This is a genomic window from Pseudomonas fluorescens group sp., assembly GCF_020093335.1.
In the GTDB taxonomy this organism is placed as follows: domain Bacteria; phylum Pseudomonadota; class Gammaproteobacteria; order Pseudomonadales; family Pseudomonadaceae; genus Aquipseudomonas; species Aquipseudomonas petroselini.
This window is the reverse complement of sequence record NZ_JAIOKW010000067.1, coordinates 1-14755: the sequence shown is the minus strand read 5'-3', so window position 1 is coordinate 14755 and position 14755 is coordinate 1. Positions and strand designations below refer to the sequence as shown.

Below are 14755 nucleotides of genomic sequence, written 5' to 3'. Positions count from 1 at the left end.
GGAGTATGGGGTGCAGGGGTTTGAGGAGTATTTGGAGACTAAGGCGATCATTGGGTTTGGTGAGTGAGTTCTGGGGGGCTACATGATTTCTTGTGGGGCCCTCGTGACGGGTATCAACTGCTGCTATGTGATTTACAGGATGTTGGATCTGATTGAGTAGATATCCATTGTTTAGGTAACGGCGGCTATGGGCTCCGCCCTTACGGCGGGTCACTTTTGGAAAGCGCCAAAAGTAACCAAACGCACGCCCCACCACTCGGTGCCTATGGCCTTCCAAGGTATTACGCCTTGATGTTTTGCCGGATGTTCCAGCCGAATTTCACCGGCCCGCCGTCTTTGGCGCCATCGGCTTTCTGCGGCTGGTAGCTGATGTCGACGCTGGCGAAATTCAAGGCGATACGGTCGTAGAGCAGGTCATCTTTACTGTCGGCACCGGTGCCGTAGGACACCACCATGACTTCCTTCAAGGTGATCACCAGGTACTCCACCGGGCTGGTGCCTCCCGCTTTGCGCACCACCAGTCTTGCTTCTGGGTAATGTTTACCGCTGGCGCAGGCCATCATCAGGTTGGGGCTGGATTTATCCAGCGGTTTGGTCAGGTTCAGGTTGGCGAAATCGGCCTTGCCTGCCCCGCCGCCCGTACCGGAGTGCATCGATCCCGTCTGCGACAGCCCCCAGGCCCACTCGGTGATATCGATCTCGTCGCGATGGGCCTGGTCCCGTGATTCACCCTTGATATCGCCCAGTTTCAAAAACATATCGACTGCCATGTTGGCTCCCTGTCCTGTGGTGCGCCGTGAGTGACGCGGGGCGCACTGTTCCTGAATCGGGGCGGTACTCACAAGGTGGTCAAGCAAGATCGGGAAGGGCCCGTCTCCAAAAGGCGAAACGTCTGACATTAATTTGCTTCGCTGCGTCTTTACCCTCTCGACTCCGCGAATACCCAGGAGTTAAGGAATGACGGCCTCGCTGCTTAAAGATGGATTCCCCTCGGCTCACCGCACCACACGCCAACGCATTGAAGGCAGCATTGACCTGCGTCGATTGTTTTCCGTGATTGACAGCGACCCGGCGCTGATTGGCGCGGGGGTGGTGTATATCGATGAGGTGTTCAATGTCGTGGTGCTGCGTGAGTTCCAGGCGATCTGCAGCGTACAGCCGATCAAGGTCGTGCTGCGTGAAGCGCCACGGTACGTGGGGCCGGTGGAGTTCAAGCGGATGCTGGAGCATGAGCCTCGGGAGTCGAGGTTAGTGGCGGAGGCGGTGAATACGGCGGTGACGTGTGCGGGGGCGCTGCTGAGTTGGCTAGTGGTTACAAGTGGGGTTGTGCTGATGCCGTTTACGGCAGGTACGAGTGCGTTGATTTCGTTCATTGGTAAGGCCGCAGCGGTGGCGGGTTCCGTTCAGTGTATGGCTGGCGTTATCCGAACCGGATCAGAAGCGGTGTTCCCGCAGGTCAATGACTATTTAGATAGTGAATCCTGGTATCAGGACGCGACGGCAGTGTTGGACGGCATTTCTTTACTGGGCGTTGCCACTTCTATGTTGGTCACAGTGAAAGCAGTCAGTACAACCACACGAGTAACCGGAAAACCCCTTCGCTTAGTGCTCAAGGGCCTGACGCGGCAAGAGAGGGCAAAACTGAATGACGAGATGCTTAGAATCCGAGACCCTAGGTTGACGTCCAAACTGCTCAAGTTGGAGAAAGCTATGGGTAGAGCCCCCAAGCGTATCAGCGCTACGAATATGCAGCGTGCGACGGCTACCCACATAATCGACGTATTGGCTGCATCGTTGAGCGTCACCAGCAGTGCAACTAACGGAAACATCAGCACGATTGCGATAGGCATCTACGAGGAGGTCAGCCAGTGAGTGGCCAGGAGGAGATAAAAAACCAATACTACTCAACTGTGTTTATTGAAGATCCCTGGAAGCTTCTGAAGCGGTACATGCCTGTAATCGGGGCAGACATGCTTATCGCATGTACCTCACTAGGATTGACAGCAACGCTGACAATGCTCACTTATCTCTCAACGTACCCCGTAGGTTTTGCTGCCAAAACCGCTCTTTTCGGCGCCGCAGGACTTGGCGCAGTGTTTGCCCTTGCCAAATACGAAGTGTTGTACGGCCGCACCTACTGGGTCTGGCTGAACGTCGCGATATACCTGATCTGCCTGCTGATAGCGCTTCCCACGATCGCCTACCGCCCCGACCTGTATCTCTACTCGATGGCCATCCTCGGCCCATTGATCGGATTGTTGATCCTCAACTGCAACCGCTGCCGCGAACTTCGGCAAAAATCAGTCGAAATCCGCCACAAGCGCCAAGCCATCATCGCGACCCTGAAAAAACAAGGTCGCTGGAAGTGGTGGTGACCCGTTACGCCGCTGCCGCCCGCGCCGCAGTGTGCCGATTCACCGGCACCGGCAACCCCAAATGCCCGCGCAGCGTGCTGTGGCTGTACTCACTGCGAAATAACCCTCGCGCACGCAACAGCGGCAACACTTGATCAGTAAACCGCGCGAAGTCCTCCGGCGCGCCCACGTGGATGTTGAACCCGTCCACCGCGCCCTCGACAAACCAGCGCTCAATCTCGTCCGCCACGGTCTTGGGCGAGCCGACGAAGCTGGAAAACGGTTTGGCAAAACGCAAGGCCGCCTGACGTAAGGTGAGCCCTTGGTCACGGGCAACCTGCTTGATGTTTTCGGCATGCCCGCGATAACCGTTGCTGCCCAGGTCGCCCAGGTCCGGGAACGGTTCGTCCAGGGGGTATTGGCTGAAGTCGTGGTAGTTGAAGGGCCGCCCCAATTGCACCAGCGCCTTGTTCAGGTCCAGCTCGCCGTTACGCTCGCGGTCGATGGCCTGGGCTTGCTCATTGGTGTCGGCAATGATCGGCGAAATGCCGGGCAGGATGGTCACATGATCGGGGTTGCGCCCGGCGGCGGCGGTGCGTTTTTTGATGTCGCTGTAATAAGCCTGGGCGTCTTCGAAATTGCCCACACCGGCAAAAATCCCCTCGGCATAGTTGGCCGCCAGGCCACGCCCGGATTCGGAAATCCCCGCCTGAAAAATCACCGGTTGGCCCTGGGCAGAACGCGCGATGTTCAGCGGCCCGGTGACGGAGAAAAACTCACCGTGGTGATCGAGGCGATGCTGGCGTTGCGGGTCGAGGAACACCTTGTTTTGCTTGTCACGCACAAAGGCATCGTCTTCGTAGGAGTCCCACAGCCCCTGCACCACCTCCAGGTGTTCGGCCGCCCGGCGATAGCGTTCGGTGTGGTCGATATGCTGCTCACGGCCGAAGTTGCCGGCCGCGCCTTCCAGGCCGGTGGTGACCACGTTCCAACCTGCGCGGCCACCGCTGATATGGTCCAGGGACGCAAACTGCCGCGCCACGTTGAAAGGTTCGGTATAGGACGTGGTGAGGGTCGCCACCAGCCCGATTTTCGACGTGGCGCCGGCGATGGCCGAGAGCAGCGTCAACGGTTCCAGGCGGTTGAGGAAGTGCGGCGCGGAGTCCGGTGTGATGTAGGGGCTGTCGACGATGAACACCAGGTCGAACTTGGCCGCTTCCGCCTGTTGTGCCTGGGCGCGGTACCAGTCGATATCCACACTGGCATCGCCTGGGATTTGCGGGTGCAGCCATTCGTTTTGTGCGGTGCCGACGCCGGTGAGAATGGCGCCGAATTTGAGTTGGCGAGGCAAGGTGGGCATCAAAGTATTCCTCCGTGGATGGCAGCGGTGCTGGCCTGTGGAGGATGACCTTAATGCCCGTGGGCGGGGCTTGTGAAAGGCTTTATAGATCTATGCTAATTATTAAAAATATTGATCTAAAAAAACCCATACCTGCATAACTCGCATAACAATCACTGGCACGGCTTAGCGCCGGGCGCTGACCGCTGAACCGTCGTTGGACACAATCACTTCCACCCGGCGATTCAATTGGCGCGACTGCGCACTCACATTATCGGCGACCGGAAACTGCTTGCCGTAACCCATCACCGCCATGCGCTGAGGCCCCACGCCGAGCTGTTGCAGACCACGGGCAACCGCTTGCGCACGTCGCTCGGACAAGCTCTGGTTGAAAGCATCGCCACCGGTGCTGTCGGTGAAGCCCTCTACACGTACCTGACGCTCCGGGTTCTGCAACAGGAAGGTCGCCAGCCCCTGGAAGTCGCGTTGGCTGCCCGGTTTCAGCTCGGCCCTGCCGGTGTCGAACAGCACGTCGCCAAAGGTGACGACCTGGCCGCGCTCGGTCGGCCGGGCTTTCATCGCCTGTAATGCCTTGAGCTGCGCGGTGCGCACGTCGAGCTGTACCTGGGTGCGGTCCACCGCAATGTTATCGAGCTGGGCGTCGGTTTTGCGACTGACGATGGTCTGCTCGGCCAGGGCGATTTTCTGCGTCGCCAAGTACGCGAGCTGGTCGATCTGTGGGTCGGTACGGTTGTGCAGGGAGAGTTGGTTGGCACGGTCCACAGCATTGGACGCAATGCGCGTTTCAACCGCCGCCAGGGTGTTGGACTCAGGCTTTTGCTGCAGGCTGGAGAATTGACTGCGCGCTTGCAGGAGTTGCGGGTTTTCCGGCGGGGTGGCGCAGCCGGCCAACGCCAGGCCCAGGGCCGAAAGAACAGGAATGACTAAAGTGGCACGCATGGAAGGATCCTCAGTGGGTAGTCGCGGGGGCGTTGAGCATTTCCTGCTTGAGCACCTGGATGCCCTCTCGCGCCTGCATCAAGACCTGTTGTTTACGCACGGCATTGGCCTTGGCTTCGGCCAGGCTGGCATCGGCTTCGATCTGCTCGGCCAAGGCGTCGACCTGGAGATAATTTTTCTCACCGATGGCTTGCTCCATGCGCGCCAGCTTGTCCTGGGCCGTTTTCATTTCCAGCGGTGCGAATTGGGTGGCCTGCGCCGACACGGCGCGCCCAACCGAATCACGGGCCATGGAGATTTTTGTCGCCGGCAGCGGCGTCGCGGCACAACCTGCCAATGCACCTGTGACGATCACAACCAAGGCCGAGCGGCACAGGCGTTTGCTCACGTTGGTCATTTTCATGTGTTGACTCCTAAGCATTTACTGATGGCTACGGGACGGGTAGAAACAGCCCTCGCCGTCTCGCTTGCGTTCAAGCGATCGCGCCACATCCTAGGAGGAAAAAGACGAGTATAAAGAATGAAAAATCCCACCATCATGTAGGAGTTTTCTCGAAAAAAATGCATAACCTTAGGCAACGCACAGGGAGAGCGGGCGCCCTTGCGCGCAAGGATGTCCCGCAGGAGAATGGCGGCTTTACCATCAGCCAGATAGTAATTTACTCAGCAAAATCAAACGGTTGAGATGAAACAAAGCCGTTATGACAAGGACGTATAACAATGAAAATATCAGTCATCGCGACACTGGGCATTTTATCGCTGACTCAAACATCACTCTGCTTCGCGGATAACGTCAACGGGAAAACGCTCTACTCACAGCGCTGCGCGCTATGCCACGGCGCCGATATCAAAGGAACGGGGCCCCTGGCCAACAAAAGCACCCCGCCTACACCCGACCTGACAACGGCTACGTTCAAACAACGCCTGCATGATTACCCAGGCGTCATTGTGTCTTCGGTAATACTGCGCCCCAATGGAGACTTGATTCCAAGAACGTTGCGAGAGAATGGTGTAAAGCTGGCACCGCACGCGTGGAGCGTTAACGACTTTCGCGATTTACATCAGTACATGAGCAGTGTGATTGCAAAAAGTCGGTGATGTTGAGCTGAGCGGTCGACTGAGGCCGTCAACCGCTCGCCTGCACCTCCCCCATGCGCATCACACTGTTCTGGCAGCGATCGCCTCCACTTCAACCAACGCACCGGGCAATGGCAATGCCACCACTTGCAACGCTGTGCGCGCCGGTTTATTCGGCTGCGCAGGCGTGCCAAAGAACTGGGTGTAGCCCGCCTGCAAGCCGGCGAAATCCAGCTTGCCACCCGTCTCTTCGGCGCCCACCAGGAACACCCGCAACTGCACGATATCGCCCAGGTCCAGGTCTTGCTGGCGCAGGATCGTGCGCAGCTTGTTGAAGACCGAGACCGTCTGCACTTCGGTATTGCCATAGGCCGCCGGCGTGCCTGCCGGGGCGGTCGCGTCGTGCACGTCAGGCAAGGTGCCGCTGACAAAGATCAGGCTGGCTGAAGCCGGTACAGTGACGGTCTGCGAGATCGGGAAATCGCCGACACGGGTGCGTTGGATGCTGTCGCTCATGATGAAGCTCCTTACGAGGCGGCAAGTGCCGCAAGGTGTGTTTGTTGGGTGACCCGTTCGGCCAGTTGCCCGACCACATGGCGCGCCGAGTTGGCCGCCGATTCCTGCCAGATACCGACGCCGCTTTGCACCAGGCCGTCGCCGGCGAAATACACCCGGCCATGCCCGGCTTCGAGCAAGGCGCTGGCGTCGGCCGGAAAGTGTTCACGTTGCAGCCAAGGGCCTTCGCTGTAGGGAATCTGTTCCCAGGACACCGCCAGCGGGTGGCGCAGGTGTTTTGAATAGCCCGGATGCAACAGTTCCACGGCCTCCTTGGAGGTGGCGTACTGCTTGTCGAACGGCTGCGCGCCAAACACATCGGCGCCCTCCCCGGTCACGTAGCCCGCCACCAGCAAGCCTTCGCGGGTGTTGAGGTCGTTGCTCGGGTACCACAGCAGGCGTGCCGGGTGTTCGATCCACGACAGGCCACCGTAGGTGCGGTAGTCGGTTTCCCAGAAGCGCGGCGACTGCCACGCGACTTTGGTCGCCTGGTCGCTGCGGGTGCTGAGCAAGGCGGCCTTGATCGGGTCGCTGAAATCGGTGTCGAGCTTGGCCAGCAGCGGTAGTGGCAACGTCGAGATCAGGTAATCGGCGCGGACCACCTGTTCGCGACCGCTGAGCGTGTCGTGGTAAGTCACCGCCACGCCGTCTTCCAACTGGCGGATCCGCCGCACCTGGGCGCCCAGTTGCACGTGGCCTCTGACGCGCTGGTAGAAGGCATCGGTGATGCGGTCCATGCCCCCCACCGGTTGGAACATGGTGGCGGAGAACTCCGGGAATTCGGTGTGCAGCAGCGCGCCCCACAGTTCCGGGTGCAGCAATTGGTCGAGCTTCAGCGGACCGCGGCTGGCGGGTAAGGCACCGGGATGCGCAGGCGATTCCAGGTGCCCCGAACGAAGCGTGCCGTCGAACGCCAACGCTTGTGACAGGTCGCCATACACCTGCAAAAACGCCAACAATCGCGTGCGTTCTTCAGCGCTCAACAGATCGTCGAGGGCATCGCGCTGCACGGCTTTGGCCAGCAAGCCGGACACATGCCCCCGCGCATCGTTGATCGCCTGGCCGACGGTGAACGCCGGCTTTTGCACATCCGGCCGCACCTGGGCGCCATGGCTGCTGTTGACCAGCACTTCCAGCGGCACACCCAGTTCGCTGCAATAGTCCAAGATCGTGCGGTGCTGGCTGGGAATCCGCGCCGGGCCCGCGTTGAAGTAATGCCCCGGGTCGAATGCGGCGGTTTGCATGCGGCCGTCCTTGTAGTCCACGCGGTCGCCGTTGCGGATCGTCCAGGTACGGCCGCCCACCCGCTCACGGGCCTCCAGCACGTGCACGTCGAACCCGGCGCGGGTCAGTTCCAGCGCCGTCACCAGCCCCGCGATTCCGGCCCCCAGTACCAGCACGCGAGTGCCCTGCCCCAGGCCGCTCTTGAGTTTCAGCGGTTGCGGGCGACGGTGTGACGACGGCCCCAGGCCCAATGCCGCCAGCGCATCCTTGGCGGCCTGCTCGCCGCCTACCGCAGCGATGCTCGACAGCGCTTCACGTCGTGTCAGTCCCATGTCGATGTCTCCTTAATCCGGCAGCCCCGGTGGGTTGATCAGCGATTTGTCGACACGCTCTACGTCGAGGCCCCAGCGTTGCAGCACCTGTTCGTATTGGCCGCCGGCAATCGCACCTTCCAGGGCGGTGTGGATCGGCTTGACCAGGCCGTTGTCCTTGCGCGTGGTGACGGCGATGTCCGCCTGCAACGGCCAGCCGCCGTTGACGGTGCCGACACGCTTGATGCCGCCGGTGATCGCGGCGGAATAGGCGTACACCGAATTGGGACCGAACAGGGCATCGCTGCGACCGGACTGCACCGCCAATTGCGCGGCGGCCTGGTCGTCGAAATACTGCAGCAGCGCCGGTTTGAGGCCGGCCTTTTCATTCGCCTCGTTCCACGCCAGCAGGACTTTTTCCTGGTTGGTGCCGGACCCCACGATAATCTTCAGACCGGCGATGTCCGCCGCTTCCTTGATCTCGCTGATCTTGCTGGTGCTCTTCACATAAAACCCGAGCACATCCTGGCGGTAGGTGGCGAAGTCAAAACGCTTCTTGCGCGCCTCGGTCACGGTGACGTTGCTGATCACCGCGTCGTACTTGCCCGAACTGACGCCCAGGGGCCAGTCCTCCCAGCTGGTCTGCACCACGTTGAGTTGCAGGCCGAGGCTGTCGGCGACCAGCTGCGCGGTGTCGGCCTCGCTGCCGATGGTGGTCTTGTCGTCGCTGGCCAGCAGCGCCAGCGGTGGCCCCGCCACGCCGGACACGGCCACGGTGAACTTGCCCGGCTGGGCGAACTTGAAGCCTGGCGGGATCTGCGCGATGGCCGCCTCGTTACGCGGCACATGGATGCGCGGGCGGTCGGGGCTGAGGTCGACCTGTTGCACGGCGAGCGCGGCTTGCGCGGTGCCGACGGCGATCGCCAACAGCGCGATACGAGCAGTAGAGGTAAACATGGGCAGTCACTCCGTTAACTAAAGCACCTTGCCGAGAAAGGCCACGGTGCGGGGATGTCGGGGTTGGCGGAAAATCTGTTCAGGCGGGCCTTCTTCGATCAACTGGCCGTCGCAGAGGAACACCACGTGGTCGGCCACTTCGCGGGCAAAGCCGATCTCGTGGGTGACAATCACCAGGGTCACACCCAGTTGGGTCAGGCCCTTGATCACGTCGAGGACTTCGCCCACCAGTTCGGGGTCGAGGGCCGAGGTGGGCTCGTCGAACAGCAGCACTTTCGGGTCCAGCGCCAGGGCGCGGGCAATCGCAACGCGCTGTTGCTGGCCGCCGGAGAGCTGGCGCGGGTAGGCATCGACCTTGTCCGCCAGGCCGACCTTGGCCAGCAGTTCTTGCGCCTTGGCCTGGGCGTCGGCCTTGCTCCAGCGCTTGTGGGCCAGCGGTGCTTCGGCGACGTTTTCCCAGGCGGTGAGGTGCGGGAACAGGTTGAAGTTCTGGAACACGAAACCCACGTCGATACGGCGCTTGAGGATTTCGCGCTCCTTGAGCTCGTACAGCAGGTCACCCTTGCGGCGGTAGCCGACGTATTCACCGTCGATGGTGATATGCCCGCTGTCGATCTTCTCCAGATGGTTGATGGTGCGCAGCAAGGTGGACTTGCCCGAGCCGGACGGCCCGAGGATCACCGTGACCTTGCCTGGATCGATGGTCAGGTCGATATCCTTTAGCACCTGCTGGTTGCCAAAGCGCTTGCCCACGCCCTGGATCTGAATGCGCCCGGCGCGTGCTTCACCCATGGGTTTTCTCCTTCAACCAACCGCGTAGGCGTTGCAGCGGCGTGGGCGGCAGCACCCGTGCGGTGCCACGCGCAAAATGGCGCTCGACGTAGTACTGCGCGCTGGTGAGCACGGTGGTGATGATCAGGTACCAGACGGTGGCGACGATCAGCAGCGGGATCACCGCCTGGGTGCGGTTGTAGATGACCTGCACGGTGTAGAACAGCTCAGGCAGCGCCAGCACGTAGACGATGGACGTGCCCTTGACCAGGCCGATGATTTCGTTGAACCCCGACGGCAGGATCGAACGCAGCGCCTGGGGCAGGATGATCCGGAAGATGCGTCTCGAGGCCGGCAACCCCAGGGCCGCCGCCGCTTCATGCTGGCCGGCATCGACACCGATCAGGCCGCCACGAATGATCTCCGCCGCGTACGCCGCCTGCATCAGGCTCAAGCCCAACACCGCCACGGTGAACTGGCTGAGCACATCCACCGTCGACCATTCGGCGAACACCACGCCGGTGAACGGCACGCCGAGCACGATGTGGTCGTACAGGTAGGCGAAGTTGTAGAGGATGATCAACACCAGCAGCGCCGGCATCGAGCGGAAGAACCAGATATAGCCCCAGGCCAACGCCGCCAGCAGCGGCGAGCCCGACAGCCGTGCCAATGCCAGCGCGGTGCCGAGGATGATGCTGAACACAGTGCTCAGCAGGGTCAGCAACAGCGTCTGCCCCAAGCCGCGCAGCACCGATGGGGAGAAGAACCACTGGCCGAACACGCCCCACTCCCAGCGCGGGTTGGTGGCCAGGGAATGCACGATGGCGAGCAGCACCAGCGCGGCGAAGATCGACCCGGCCCAGCGCCAGGGATGCCGCGCGGGCACCACTTGCAGGGCCTTGATCGGCGTGGAGACACGGGCCTGGCGCACCGGGCTGGGTGAGTCAATCAGGTCATAGGATTTGGCGACGATGGGCATGGTGTATTCCTCGGCCTTAGAAGGCATAGGTCAAGCGGGTGTAGTAGTACCCACCGGTAAAACCGTAGGGCGAATAGGTGCCGTAGCTGCTGACCATGGTGCTGCTGGGCACGCCTTGTTTCTTGGGGTAGATGTCGAACAGGTTCTTGGCACCGATGGCCACGTTGAGGTCTTTGGTGAGGTTGTAGCCAAGGTCGAGGTCGGTGATCCATTTGGCGCTGTAGACCCGGTCGAGGTCGCGATTGGCCGATGCATTCACTTCCTTGTAGGACCCGTAGCGGGTCAGGGCCAGGTTGAGGTTGAAGCGGTCGATGCTCCAGTCGCCGCCCAGGATCAGCTTGGTATTGGGCTGCACGCCAGTGATGAGGTTGCGCGCCTCGCGGTTCATCAACTCATAGGAGGTGCCAAGGATGTTGGTCGACTCCTTGTAGTTGAGGATTTTGGTCTGGTTCCAATTGAACGCCGCCGTCCACTTCAGCGAGCCGTACTGACCGAGGTCCTGACTGTAGTTGCTGACCAGGTCCAGGCCTTTGGTGCGAGTGTCGGCGCCATTGATGAAGTACTGGCCGCCCGAGGTGGAGTTGACGCCGTTGTTCTGCAGCACCTGGGTGATCTCGGGACCGAGCAAGGTTCCGGTGAGGGTGATGCGATCGCGCAGGTTGATCACGTAGGCATCGGCGGTGAAACTCAGGCGGTCGGTAGGCGTGAGGGTGAAACCGAGGCTGAAGTTGGTCGAGCGCTCGGGCTTGAGGTCCTCCGCCCCCAAAGCCCTGGCCGCCGCCGAGCCCACCGGCAGTACGCCGTAGTTGATCGACTGGTACACACCGTCGACCACGCCATAGGTGGTGGAGCGCGCACTGAACAGGCTGTTGGCCAGGGACGGTGCACGGAAGCCGTTGCTGACGGTGGCGCGCACGGCAAATTCGGGGGTGAAGTCGTAGCGGGTGGTCAGCTTGCCGCTCCGGGTGGCGCCGACGCCTTGGTTGTAGTGCTCGTAGCGGAACGCGGTGCCGACGTACCAATCCGGCACCGGGTTGAAGCCCACGTCGACGTAACCGGCGAGGCTGTTGCGCGAGGCACTGCTTTCTTCATCCGGCGAAATGCCGTTGGTGACCTGCGCCCCGGACGACGCGCAATTGCCCGGTGCCACGCAGTAGCCGCCGTTGGCGTAGGACTCGTAGTCACCGGCCTGCACCTCATAGGTGTCGCGCCGATGCTCGAAGCCGTAACTCAGGTCCAGCGGCTTTTGCAGACCGATGTCGAAGCCGCGCTTGAAGTCGAGGTTGGTGGTCAGCTCGGTGGAAATCCACGTGCCGGAGGTGAAGTGATTCGGCGTGGCCTCGCCCAGCGACGGGTTCTGGTTGTGGGTGGTGCCCTGCTCCGCCTCGTTGCGCCCGTAGGTGGTGGACAGGTCCCAGTCCCACTCGCCAACGGTGCCTTTGCCACCGAAGGCAGCCTGGAAATCGTCTTCGTCGATAAACCAGGTAGGCGTATAGCCCGACGGGTAGCCGTTGGGCCCGGTGGTGATGGTGTTGGTGATGGTCGGCAGGCGGAAGTTCTGGCCTTGCTCGGCTTTGCGTCGCGAATAGGTGGTGAAGGAATACAGGCTGAGGCTGTCGTCGATCGGCAGCTCGGCGTTGTAGCCCAGGGTCAGCAGGTTGGTCTTGGGCGTGCCATAGCCGCCGTACGTGGACTTGCCCGCCAGGCCGTAGGCTTGCTCATAGGTGTAGCCGTTGGCGCTGGCCTTGTTGTCATCATTCTGGCTGCGGGCGTCCAGGGCCAGCTGCACGATGCCGCCGTTGCCGATTTCGAAGCCCTTGTTGAGGCTTTGTTGCACGGTCTGTTTCTTGCCGTCATAGCCCAGGCCGGCGTTGGTCACCGAGGTGCCGCTGGTGTCGGCCTTGAGGATGACGTTGATCACCCCGGCGATGGCATCGGAGCCATATTGGGCGGCGGCGCCGTCGCGCAGGACTTCGACATGATCGATGGCGCTGATGGGGATCAGGTCCAGATCGGCCGGGGCCGCGCCGGTGTTGATACCGTTAATGTTCAAGGTGGCGGCGGTGTGACGGCGCTTGCCGTTGACCAGCACCAGCACCTCGGCGGCGCTCAGGCCACGCAGGTTCGGCGCGCGGGCGATGCCGCTGGCGTCCCAACCGGTTTTTTCCGGCAGGGTCAGCGACGGGATCACCGCGCTCAACGCTTCCATCAGGCCGGGCTTGCCGGTGCTTTGCAGTTGCTTGGCGCTGACCACATCGATCGGCACCGGGCTGCTGGTGACGGTACGTTGTTCGGCGCCCCGGTTACCGGTGACCACCACGGTGGACAGGGTTTTGTCGTCCTGGGCCTGGGCGGTGTTGGCCAGGAAGGCCAGTGCCAGTACGGCGGTCGGTTGTAAGACTTGCTTCATAGCCACTCCAGACAGTCCAAATCGCGAAGTCGGGCAGGCACGCGGGCGGGCGCGGTGCTCGATTTTTTCAGGGGTGTTGCGGCGATTGAGGGCTAGGTGTGCGGCGAGTGTGGGGATTGAGTTGGCAACATACGTTGAGCTCCCTTCCAACGATTCTGCCGTGGGCTTGTCGCCCGGTTATGGCGCGCAGAATCTTGATTACGCTGGGTACCATCCGAGGTCAGGGGTAGGCTGTTGCGATCAAACATAACGGAATGGGTTTTGAAAATATAATGCTATTTGGGTATAAGCTAATATTCTCTAATTTCATTATTCATGAACATTTTTATTCATATAAATAATGTCTTTTTGAGATTGTCGTTGGGTGGACGGGGTACATATCCGTTGTTTGGGTAACGGCTGATATTGGTTCCGCTTTTACAGCGGGTCACTTTTGAAAGGAGCCGGAATGCCGGCCCAGCCAAAAGTAACCAAAAGGCTCTTGCCCCAACACTCGGCACCTCGCCTAGGCTCGGTGTGCCCTCACTCCGGCTTGAATCCGTGGGCCGCCGCCACGCGCCATCCATGGCGCGGGGCGGCTAACCCGGCGTCCTGCCGGGTTACCCACGGATTCAAGCCTGCGTTCGGCCAGCGTGTTTGACGGGGCGCCTAAGATCAAAATCAAAAGCAGATCAAAAGCAGGCTGATATCTGCCTGATGTATGGAGATCAAACTGTGGGAGGGAGCTTGCTCCCGATAGCGGTGTGTCAGCTGATCCATCTTTGGCTGTCACACTGCAATCGGGGGCAAGCCCCCTCCCACATTTATACCGCGATCGACAGACGCAACTCCGGTCGGCTTTAAGGCCGCCGCGTTTGCCTTTGCTCTACACCACTCAAGCCGGCTATCAGGCCGCTGTGCTTTTGATCTTGATCTTAGGCGCCCCGTCAAACACGCTGGCCGGAATTCGACAGGGATTTGGGGGGTAAACCGGCAGGGATGCCGGTTTAGCCGCCCCGCGCCATGGATGGCGCGTGGCGGCGGCCCCCCAAATCACTGGCGAATTACGGGCACACCGAGCCTAAGCGAGGTGCCGAGTGTTGGGGCAAGAGCCCTTTTGGTTACTTTTGGGGCTCTTTTCCAAAAGTGACCCGCTGTAAGAGCGGAACCCATAGCCGCCATTACCCAAATAACGGATCTGCACACAACCTTTCACCCCCCCGGCTTCAACAACTGCATCTGCTGCCGATAATCATCCGTCACCTGCCGCGCCTGGCTGCTGCTGGTAATCACCCTAGGCGTAATCAACACAATCAACTCCGTCCGATCCTTGGACTTACTGGTATTCCCAAACAACCACCGCAACCCCGGGATCCTCCCAAGGTAAGGCACCGCACTGACACTCTCTGCGTTGTCCTGCTTGATCAACCCCCCCAGCAGCACCGTCTGCCCGCTTTGCACCGCCACTTGGGTCGACACCGAACGCGTGGAGATGCGCGGGTTATTCTGCGTGTCATTACTCGAAGACGCCTGGTCCTGCGCGTCACTGACCTGCTGCTGAATATCCATGTACACCAGGCCACCCGGATTGATCCGCGGCACCACATCGAGGATCACCCCAGTCTGCACATACTCGACGCTGCTCAAGGTGGTGTCGGAGGTGCCGGTATTCACCGTGGTCTGGCTGATGGGAATATTGTCCCCCACCTGAATCTGCGCCGGTTGGTTGTTCATCACCACCAGCGACGGCGCCGAAAGCACTTGGGTGCGGCCATTGGTTTCGAGGGCGTGCAAGGCCACTTGCAGGTTGGAACTGACGAACGAATAGAACAACGAATC

At 60.8% G+C, this 14755-nt stretch carries 13 protein-coding genes and 1 pseudogene; 3 read left to right on the top strand and 11 right to left on the bottom strand.

Annotation, left to right across the window (positions count from 1 at the left end):
- Window positions 1–281: 281 nt before the first annotated feature.
- Window positions 282–770 carry an Hcp family type VI secretion system effector gene (locus K7431_RS30265; protein ID WP_015884849.1) on the bottom strand — a complete coding sequence of 163 codons (489 nt, stop codon included), beginning with the start codon at window positions 768–770 and terminating at the stop codon, window positions 282–284.
- A 187-nt stretch (window positions 771–957) separates the two neighbouring features.
- Between K7431_RS30265 and K7431_RS30260 the strand changes: the two genes are divergently transcribed.
- A complete protein-coding gene (locus K7431_RS30260; protein WP_015884850.1) occupies window positions 958–1872 on the top strand; it encodes a hypothetical protein in 915 nt (304 codons plus the stop codon).
- A complete protein-coding gene (locus K7431_RS30255) occupies window positions 1869–2375 on the top strand; it encodes a hypothetical protein (RefSeq protein WP_015884851.1) in 507 nt (168 codons plus the stop codon). The genes K7431_RS30260 and K7431_RS30255 overlap by 4 nt, the downstream gene beginning before the upstream one ends.
- 4 nt (window positions 2376–2379) lie before the next feature.
- On the opposite strand, the gene K7431_RS30250 is transcribed toward K7431_RS30255, so the two are convergent.
- The 3 genes from K7431_RS30250 to K7431_RS30240 all read right to left on the bottom strand — a co-directional run bounded on the left by K7431_RS30250 (window position 2380) and on the right by K7431_RS30240 (window position 5056).
- Window positions 2380–3714 (bottom strand): LLM class flavin-dependent oxidoreductase, encoded by a 1335-nt coding sequence (locus K7431_RS30250; RefSeq protein ID WP_015884852.1) that lies wholly within the window; start codon window positions 3712–3714, stop codon window positions 2380–2382.
- 165 nt (window positions 3715–3879) lie between these two features.
- On the bottom strand, window positions 3880–4653 hold the full coding sequence (locus tag K7431_RS30245) for an OmpA family protein (RefSeq protein WP_015884853.1): 774 nt from the start codon (window positions 4651–4653) through the stop codon (window positions 3880–3882).
- Window positions 4654–4663: 10 nt separating this feature from the next.
- A complete protein-coding gene (locus tag K7431_RS30240; protein ID WP_043205608.1) occupies window positions 4664–5056 on the bottom strand; it encodes a DUF4398 domain-containing protein in 393 nt (130 codons plus the stop codon).
- A 317-nt stretch (window positions 5057–5373) separates the two neighbouring features.
- Between K7431_RS30240 and K7431_RS30235 the strand changes: the two genes are divergently transcribed.
- Window positions 5374–5751, top strand: coding sequence for a c-type cytochrome (locus K7431_RS30235; protein WP_015884855.1), 378 nt, complete (start codon window positions 5374–5376; stop codon window positions 5749–5751).
- A 60-nt stretch (window positions 5752–5811) separates the two neighbouring features.
- On the opposite strand, the gene K7431_RS30230 is transcribed toward K7431_RS30235, so the two are convergent.
- From K7431_RS30230 to K7431_RS30200, 7 genes and pseudogenes are all read right to left on the bottom strand, one after another.
- Window positions 5812–6246, bottom strand: a complete 435-nt coding sequence (locus K7431_RS30230) for a RidA family protein (RefSeq protein ID WP_015884856.1) — start codon at window positions 6244–6246, stop codon at window positions 5812–5814.
- 11 nt (window positions 6247–6257) lie between these two features.
- Window positions 6258–7841, bottom strand: coding sequence for a flavin monoamine oxidase family protein (locus K7431_RS30225; protein ID WP_015884857.1), 1584 nt, complete (start codon window positions 7839–7841; stop codon window positions 6258–6260).
- A gap of 12 nt (window positions 7842–7853) precedes the next feature.
- Window positions 7854–8777 (bottom strand): ABC transporter substrate-binding protein, encoded by a 924-nt coding sequence (locus K7431_RS30220; RefSeq protein WP_015884858.1) that lies wholly within the window; start codon window positions 8775–8777, stop codon window positions 7854–7856.
- Window positions 8778–8795: 18 nt separating this feature from the next.
- On the bottom strand, window positions 8796–9569 hold the full coding sequence (locus K7431_RS30215; protein WP_015884859.1) for an amino acid ABC transporter ATP-binding protein: 774 nt from the start codon (window positions 9567–9569) through the stop codon (window positions 8796–8798).
- Window positions 9562–10527 (bottom strand): amino acid ABC transporter permease, encoded by a 966-nt coding sequence (locus K7431_RS30210; protein ID WP_043205611.1) that lies wholly within the window; start codon window positions 10525–10527, stop codon window positions 9562–9564. Before K7431_RS30210 ends, K7431_RS30215 begins: the two co-directional genes overlap by 8 nt.
- Window positions 10528–10543: 16 nt before the next feature.
- Window positions 10544–12937, bottom strand: a complete 2394-nt coding sequence (locus K7431_RS30205) for a TonB-dependent receptor plug domain-containing protein (protein ID WP_043205613.1) — start codon at window positions 12935–12937, stop codon at window positions 10544–10546.
- Between the two features lie 1191 nt (window positions 12938–14128).
- Window positions 14129–14755: pseudogene (locus tag K7431_RS30200) on the bottom strand (type II and III secretion system protein); the annotation flags it as partial.

Excerpts from the sequence above, each read along its gene's own strand:
- K7431_RS30265 (WP_015884849.1), bottom strand. The coding sequence starts at position 770 with ATGGCAGTCGATATGTTTTTGAAACTGGGCGATATCAAGGGTGAATCA.
- K7431_RS30260 (WP_015884850.1), top strand. The coding sequence starts at position 958 with ATGACGGCCTCGCTGCTTAAAGATGGATTCCCCTCGGCTCACCGCACC.
- K7431_RS30220 (WP_015884858.1), bottom strand. The coding sequence starts at position 8,777 with ATGTTTACCTCTACTGCTCGTATCGCGCTGTTGGCGATCGCCGTCGGC.
- K7431_RS30215 (WP_015884859.1), bottom strand. The coding sequence starts at position 9,569 with ATGGGTGAAGCACGCGCCGGGCGCATTCAGATCCAGGGCGTGGGCAAG.
- K7431_RS30205 (WP_043205613.1), bottom strand. The coding sequence starts at position 12,937 with ATGAAGCAAGTCTTACAACCGACCGCCGTACTGGCACTGGCCTTCCTG.
- K7431_RS30245 (WP_015884853.1), bottom strand. The coding sequence starts at position 4,653 with ATGCGTGCCACTTTAGTCATTCCTGTTCTTTCGGCCCTGGGCCTGGCG.
- K7431_RS30235 (WP_015884855.1), top strand. The coding sequence starts at position 5,374 with ATGAAAATATCAGTCATCGCGACACTGGGCATTTTATCGCTGACTCAA.
- K7431_RS30210 (WP_043205611.1), bottom strand. The coding sequence starts at position 10,527 with ATGCCCATCGTCGCCAAATCCTATGACCTGATTGACTCACCCAGCCCG.
- K7431_RS30225 (WP_015884857.1), bottom strand. The coding sequence starts at position 7,841 with ATGGGACTGACACGACGTGAAGCGCTGTCGAGCATCGCTGCGGTAGGC.
- K7431_RS30240 (WP_043205608.1), bottom strand. The coding sequence starts at position 5,056 with ATGAAAATGACCAACGTGAGCAAACGCCTGTGCCGCTCGGCCTTGGTT.
- K7431_RS30250 (WP_015884852.1), bottom strand. The coding sequence starts at position 3,714 with ATGCCCACCTTGCCTCGCCAACTCAAATTCGGCGCCATTCTCACCGGC.
- K7431_RS30230 (WP_015884856.1), bottom strand. The coding sequence starts at position 6,246 with ATGAGCGACAGCATCCAACGCACCCGTGTCGGCGATTTCCCGATCTCG.